This is a genomic window from Micromonospora sp. NPDC093244, from assembly GCF_040683695.1.
Taxonomy (GTDB): Bacteria; Actinomycetota; Actinomycetes; order Mycobacteriales; family Micromonosporaceae; genus Micromonospora.
This window is the reverse complement of record NZ_JBFBEO010000008.1, coordinates 165,134-171,197: the sequence shown is the minus strand read 5'-3', so window position 1 is coordinate 171,197 and position 6,064 is coordinate 165,134. Positions and strand designations below refer to the sequence as shown.

Here is a 6,064-nt window from a genome sequence, read left to right as displayed (position 1 = left end):
GGGCGGTTTTCGGGGCGGTGACCGCGAAGGTGGTTTCCGTGGTGGCGACCGTGGCGGTTCTCGCCCGGGCGCTCCGCGTGAAGGTGGCTTCCGTGGTGGTGACCGCGAGGGCGGGTTCCGTGGTGGCGATCGTCGCGAGGGCGGTTACCAGGGCGGCGACCGTGACCGTTCCGCCCCGCCCCGCGAGGGCGGTTTTCGGGGCGGTGACCGCGAAGGTGGTTTCCGTGGTGGCGACCGTGGCGGTTCTCGCCCGGGCGCTCCGCGTGAAGGTGGCTTCCGTGGCGGTGACCGCGAAGGCGGCTTCCGGGGCGGCGACCGCGAAGGTGGCTTCCGGGGCGGCGACCGCGAAGGTGGCTTCCGTGGCGGCGACCGTCGTGAGGGTGGCTTCCGTGGCGGCGATCGTCGCGAGGGCGGTTACCAGGGCGGCGACCGTGGCCGTTCCGGCCCGCCGCGCGAGGGTGGCTTCCGTGGTGGTGACCGTCGTGAGGGCGGCGCTGCACGCGAGGGCGGCTTCCGCGGTGGCGACCGCCAGGGCGGCTTCCGTGGTGGCGACCGGGACGGTTCCCGTCCCAGCGGCCCGCGTGAGGGCGGTTACCGGGGCGGCGACCGTGAGGGTGGCTTCCGGGGCGGCGACCGTCGTGAGGGCGGTTTCCGGGCCGACGAAAGGCCGCGTCGCGAGGAGGAGACCCGCCGCGACGACCGTGCGGGCTCCGAGTCGTACGAGGGTGGACGTACGTCCGCCCCGGCATTGCCTGACGACATCGTCGCGACGGACCTCGACAAGGACGTCCGCGCCGAGCTGCTGTCGCTGAACAAGCCTGTCGCCGAGACGGTGGCCCGGCACCTGGTCGCCACCGGTCAGTTGATCGACGAGGACCCGGCGGAGGCGCTGGCGCACGCGCTGGCCGCCCGTCGACTCGCCTCGCGTATCTCCGCTGTCCGGGAGGCCGTGGGTCTGGCCGCGTACCACGCGGGGGAGTGGCAGACGGCGATCGCCGAGCTGCGCACGTACCACCGGATGAGTGGTCTGCAGAGTCACATCGCCGTGCTGGCGGACTGTGAGCGGGCCCTGGGTCGGCCGGAGCGGGCCATCGACCTGTTCCGTGGGGCCGATCAGGACAAGCTGGACCAGGCCGTCGCGATCGAGCTGCTGATCGTCGCCGCCGGCGCCCGGGGTGACCTCGGGCAGAAGGACGCCGCCGTGGCGATGCTCCAGGTGCCGGACCTCACCAGCGAGGCCACGGTGCCGTGGACCGCGCGGCTGCGGTACGCGTACGCCGACGCCCTGCTCGCGGTGGGTCGGCGCGAGGAGGCCCGCGAGTGGTTCTCCCGCGCCGCCGACGCGGACACCGAGGGGGAGACCGACGCGGCCGAGCGGCTGCTCGAACTCGACGGCGTGGTCATCGAGGGCGACGACGAGGACGAAGCCGAGGAGATCGCCGCCGGTCCGGGCGCTCCCGGCGCGGTCCCGACCCAGCCGGACACCGACCTGGCGGCCGGTGACGACGACACGGCGGACCGGGACGCGGACGACGACGAAGACTTCGACGACGACGACGACGACGAAGACGACGAGGACGAGGACGAGGACTTCGACGACGACGAGCAGGGCGACGCTGTCGGTCGCTCGGCGGACGACGAGGGCTTCGACGACGAGGACGAGGACCGGCATCCCGACCAGAGCGGGAACGCCGAGTCGGCGGACCGGACCGCGCCGGTCGCGGACGCGGTGAACGCCGACGAGACCGCTCCCGCCCGGGGCGACGAGTCGGGGCAGACGCAGCGGTGAGTGCGGACGCCGGGAAGCGGCTGGTCGACGGGTACACCCTTGTCGTTTTCGACCTGGACGGGGTGATCTACCTGATCGACCGGCCGATTCCCGGCGCGGTCGACGCGGTGGCCCGGCTGCACGCCGAGGGGCGGGCGGTGGCGTACGCCACGAACAACGCCTCCCGACGGTCCAGCGAGGTCGCGGACCTGCTGACCGGGATGGGGGTGCCGGCCCAGCCGGAGGAGGTGCTCACCTCCGCCGCGGCCTCGGCTGAGCTGCTGCGGGACCGGCTGCCCGCCGGTGCGCCGGTGCTCGTGGTCGGCGCGGAGGCGCTGCGCGCCGAGCTGCGCGCGGTGGGCCTGACGCCCGTGTCCCGCGCCGACGAGGAGCCGGCCGCGGTGGTGCAGGGGTACGGCCCGCAGGTGGGCTGGGCCGAGCTGGCGGAAGCGTCGGTGGCCGTCCGGTCGGGCGCGATCTGGATCGCCACCAACACCGACCGGACGCTGCCCAGCAATCGTGGACCGTTGCCCGGCAACGGCTCGCTCGTCGCCGTGTTGCGGACCGCGTTGGAGCGGGATCCGGACGTGGTGGTGGGCAAGCCGGAGCCGGCCCTCTTCGAGACCGCCGCCCGGCGCAGCGACGGTGGCCGGGCGCTCGTCGTGGGCGACCGTCTGGACACCGACATCGAGGGCGCGCGCCGGGCCGGGCTGGACAGTCTGCTCGTGCTCACCGGCGTCCACGGCGTTCCCGACCTGCTGGCCGCCAGCCCAGAGCGGCGGCCCACGTACGTGGCGTGGGACCTGGCGGGACTCTTCGACCCGCAGGGCGCCGTGGCGGTCCCGGGGGACGCCGCAGAGTGGTCCGTGACGGTCCAGGACGGCCTGGTGGAGCTGGCCGGCTCAGGTCGGCCGCTGGACGCGCTGGCCGCGCTCTGCGCGGCGGCCTGGTCGGCGCCGGAAGTGCCGAAGATCCGTGCGGTGGGCGCCGACGCGGCCCACGCACTGGAGAGCTTCGGACTGCCCAGCGGCGGGTGAGACGGGCCCCGGGGGGTCGTCAGAGCAGTTTGCGCAGCTTCAGCAGGTCGAACGGGTTCGCCTTGATCGACACCCTGCGGGAGGTCACCGCGCTTGTGACGTCCAGATCGCCGCGCACCAGGGCCAGCAGGTCGTCGCTTGACGTGCTCAGCGCGATCTTGGCCTTGGGGTCGTCGCCGTCGGTCAGCTCGACAAGCCGGCCGCCGGTGATCCGCCCGTGGAACGCCGTGCCCAGGTCGGTGATCCGGCAGGCGAGCGTCCGGTCCAGGTCGATCTTGTCGCGTACCGTCTCGGCGTTGCGATCCAACCGGGCGGCCAGCTCCTGCAACGCCTGCCGGCACTCGTCCACGCTGGCCACATCTCCCCCTCGCTGATCGCCACGCCGTCCCCGGCACCGTACCGCACAGGACAGTGCGGGGTGCCCGGTAGCGTGACACCTGCACACCCCGCCCCAGGGAAGGACTCAGGCATGCAGGACGCGTGGCGCGCCTACCTCGAACTGGCCATGGGCCTCACGGAGGCGCCCCGGAAGAAGGCCCAGGACGTGGCGCGTCGCCTCGTCGGATCCGGCGGGGCGACCGCCGCACAGCTCCAGGCCCTCGGCGAGGAGCTGGTCAGCACCGGCGCCGCCAACCGGGAGGCGTTGACCAAGCTGGTCCGGTTCGAGGTCGACCGGGCGCTCGGCGCGGTCGGCCTGGCCACCGCCGACGAGGTGGCCGAGCTGACACGACGGGTGCGCGACCTGGAACGGCAGCTCCGCGAGGCGCGGGCCGTCGAGCCTGCCGCCACGCCACCGGCCGCCACGCCGCAGCCCGACCCGACCCGCGCCGCGCAGCCCGACGCCGCCCTGGTGCCGTCGGACGGCCCGGCCGGCGCCCCGGTCTCCGCCCCGGTGGCGAAGAAGGCGGTGGCGAAGAAGGCAGTGGCCAAGAAGGCCATCGCGCGCAAGCCGCCGGCAACGATCAGCCGTACCAGCGACGAGGCCCCGACCCCGGCGGCGATGCCGGCGAAGAAGGCCGTGCGCAAGCGCCGCCCGGACGGTGAGTCGTGACGCCCGCGTCCCGGTGGGGCGTCAGGTGAACGGCGACGTCCGCCCGGGGCCGCCCGGCGCGCGCCCCGGTCCGCCCCCTGGCGTCCGCCCCGGCCCGCCGGCCGGCGGGTTCGGCGCGCGTCCCGGTCCGCCGCCGAGCGTCCGACCCGACCTCGACGCGGCCGGTGACGACAGCGACGCCGCGCGGCACCCGGCGGTCGACGCCGCCGTGCGGGCGATGGCGAACGCGGCGACGCTCGCCCCGGCCGACCAGATCGCCCAGTACGAGGCGGCCTACGAGACGCTGCGGGAAACTCTCGCCACCATCGACCAGACCTGAGCGAGACCGGAGAACCACCCATGGCACGTCGCAACCGGTTGGACGCCGAACTGGTCCGCCGCAATCTGGCCCGCTCCCGTGAGCAGGCCGCCGCGCTTGTGGAGGCCGGCCGGGTCCAGCTGCGCGGGGTGCCCGCGCGTAAGGCCGCCGCGATGGTCGATCCCGCCGACCCGCTCCTGGTCACCGGCGACGACCCCACCGAGGAGTACGTCTCGCGCGGCGGGCACAAGCTGGCCGGGGCCCTGGCGGCGTTCGGCCCCGGCGGGCTGCGCGTCGCGGGCCGGCGCTGCCTGGACGCCGGTGCCTCGACCGGAGGCTTCACCGACGTGCTGCTGCGCGCCGACGCCGCCGAGGTGGTGGCCGTGGACGTCGGCTACGGGCAGCTCGCCTGGTCGTTGCGCACCGACGACCGGGTCCGCGTCCTGGAGCGCACCAATGTCCGTACCCTCGAACCGGAGACGATCGGCGGGCCGGTCGACCTCACGGTGGCCGACCTGTCCTTCATCTCACTGCGGCTGGTGCTGCCGGCGTTGGCCGGCTGCACCCGGGACGACGGTGACCTGGCGTTGATGGTGAAGCCGCAGTTCGAGGTCGGCAAGGAGCGGGTGGGCGCCGGCGGCGTGGTCCGCGACCCGGAACTGCGCGCCGAGGCCGTGCTCGACGTGGCGGCGGCGGCGGGGCAGCTCGGCCTCGGCCTGGCCGGCGTCGCGGCCAGCCCGCTGCCCGGGCCGAGCGGCAACGTGGAGTTCTTCGTATGGTTGCGCCGTGGCGCACCACCGGCCGACCCGACGCGGGTGCGGGCCGTGGTGGCGGCCGGGCCGGACGGCCCGACGACGGCCGGCGACGTGCCGGCCGCGGCGGCTAAGGAGGTCGCAGGGTGAACGCGTACAGCGAGCGGTGCGCACCGGCACGCGGCCGTGCCGGGGCGACGGTGGACGGGCGGCCGCTCCGATGAGCGGTCGTACGGCGCTGCTGGTGACCCACACCGGCCGTCGGCGCAGCACCGAGCACGCCCGGTCGGTCGCCGCCGACCTGATCGCTGCGGGTTTCGAGGTACGGGTGGTCGCCGACGAGGCCGACGACCTGGACCTGCCCGGCGTGGTGCCGGTCGCCGGCCCGGAGGCCGCCGAGGGCGCCGAGATCGTGTTCGCGCTCGGTGGCGACGGCACCTTCCTGCGCGCGGCGGAGCTGGCCCGGCCCGCGAAGGTCCCGCTGCTCGGCATCAACCTCGGCAAGGTGGGCTTCCTGGCCGAGGCGGAGATCGACGACCTGGACACGGCGGTCCGGGACGTCGTCAGCCGCAACTACACGGTGGACGAACGGCTGACCCTTGACGTCACCGCCGAGTTCGACGGCGGCCCCACCATCGAGTCGTGGGCGCTCAACGAGATAAGCGTCGAGAAGGGCGAGCGGGCGCAGATGCTCGAGCTGCTCGTCGACGTGGATGGCAGGCCACTGTCCCGCTACGGCTGCGACGGCGTCGTCTGCGCCACCCCCACCGGCTCCACCGCGTACGCGTTCTCCGGCGGCGGCCCGGTGGTCTGGCCGGAGGTGGAGGCGCTGCTGCTGGTGCCGATCAGCGCGCACGCGTTGTTCAGCCGCCCGCTGGTCACCGCTCCGACGTCCACATTCGTCATCACCGTGGATCCGTTCACCACCCTCGCCGTGCTCTCCTGCGACGGTCGACGGGTGTACGACCTGCCGCCCGGCGCCCGCGTCACCGTGCGTCGGGGCGCGCTGCCGGTGCGCATCGTGCGGCTGCGGGCACGCCCCTTCACCGACCGGCTGGTCGCCAAGTTCGGCCTTCCCGTGCACGGGTGGCGGGGCAGCCGCAGGTGACCGTCGGGCACACCGTGTGTGCACGGTTGTTGTCCACCTGACGACATGTC

At 74.6% G+C, this 6,064-nt stretch carries 7 protein-coding genes and 1 pseudogene; 6 read left to right on the top strand and 2 right to left on the bottom strand.

The window, feature by feature from the left end; genetic code table 11:
• Positions 1-844, bottom strand: a pseudogene (locus AB0N27_RS28060) (hypothetical protein); the annotation flags it as partial.
• On the opposite strand from AB0N27_RS28060, the gene AB0N27_RS28055 reads away from it, so the two are divergent.
• Entirely contained in the window at positions 833-1,789 is a 957-nt protein-coding gene (locus AB0N27_RS28055) for a Replicase polyprotein 1ab (protein ID WP_364376081.1), read from the top strand. The pseudogene AB0N27_RS28060 and the gene AB0N27_RS28055 sit on opposite strands and share 12 nt — an antisense overlap.
• A complete protein-coding gene (locus tag AB0N27_RS28050) occupies positions 1,786-2,805 on the top strand; it encodes an HAD-IIA family hydrolase (protein ID WP_364376055.1) in 1,020 nt (339 codons plus the stop codon). The genes AB0N27_RS28055 and AB0N27_RS28050 overlap by 4 nt, the downstream gene beginning before the upstream one ends.
• A gap of 19 nt (positions 2,806-2,824) precedes the next feature.
• Here the strand turns inward: AB0N27_RS28050 and AB0N27_RS28045 are convergent, their stop codons facing one another.
• Positions 2,825-3,163 carry an SCP2 sterol-binding domain-containing protein gene (locus AB0N27_RS28045; RefSeq protein WP_364376052.1) on the bottom strand — a complete coding sequence of 113 codons (339 nt, stop codon included), beginning with the start codon at positions 3,161-3,163 and terminating at the stop codon, positions 2,825-2,827.
• Between the two features lie 111 nt (positions 3,164-3,274).
• Between AB0N27_RS28045 and AB0N27_RS28040 the strand changes: the two genes are divergently transcribed.
• The 4 genes from AB0N27_RS28040 (at position 3,275) to AB0N27_RS28025 (ending at position 6,014) form a co-directional block, all read left to right on the top strand.
• Positions 3,275-3,856, top strand: a complete 582-nt coding sequence (locus AB0N27_RS28040; RefSeq protein ID WP_364376049.1) for a hypothetical protein — start codon at positions 3,275-3,277, stop codon at positions 3,854-3,856.
• A 25-nt stretch (positions 3,857-3,881) separates the two neighbouring features.
• Positions 3,882-4,175 (top strand): hypothetical protein, encoded by a 294-nt coding sequence (locus AB0N27_RS28035; RefSeq protein ID WP_364376046.1) that lies wholly within the window; start codon positions 3,882-3,884, stop codon positions 4,173-4,175.
• Positions 4,176-4,195: 20 nt separating this feature from the next.
• A complete protein-coding gene (locus AB0N27_RS28030; protein WP_364376043.1) occupies positions 4,196-5,056 on the top strand; it encodes a TlyA family RNA methyltransferase in 861 nt (286 codons plus the stop codon).
• A 70-nt stretch (positions 5,057-5,126) separates the two neighbouring features.
• Positions 5,127-6,014, top strand: a complete 888-nt coding sequence (locus AB0N27_RS28025; RefSeq protein ID WP_364376040.1) for an NAD kinase — start codon at positions 5,127-5,129, stop codon at positions 6,012-6,014.
• Positions 6,015-6,064 lie beyond the last annotated feature (50 nt).

Coding starts and splice junctions, on each gene's coding strand:
- AB0N27_RS28040 (WP_364376049.1), top strand. CDS start 3,275: ATGCAGGACGCGTGGCGCGCCTACCTCGAACTGGCCATGGGCCTCACG.
- AB0N27_RS28030 (WP_364376043.1), top strand. CDS start 4,196: ATGGCACGTCGCAACCGGTTGGACGCCGAACTGGTCCGCCGCAATCTG.
- AB0N27_RS28025 (WP_364376040.1), top strand. CDS start 5,127: ATGAGCGGTCGTACGGCGCTGCTGGTGACCCACACCGGCCGTCGGCGC.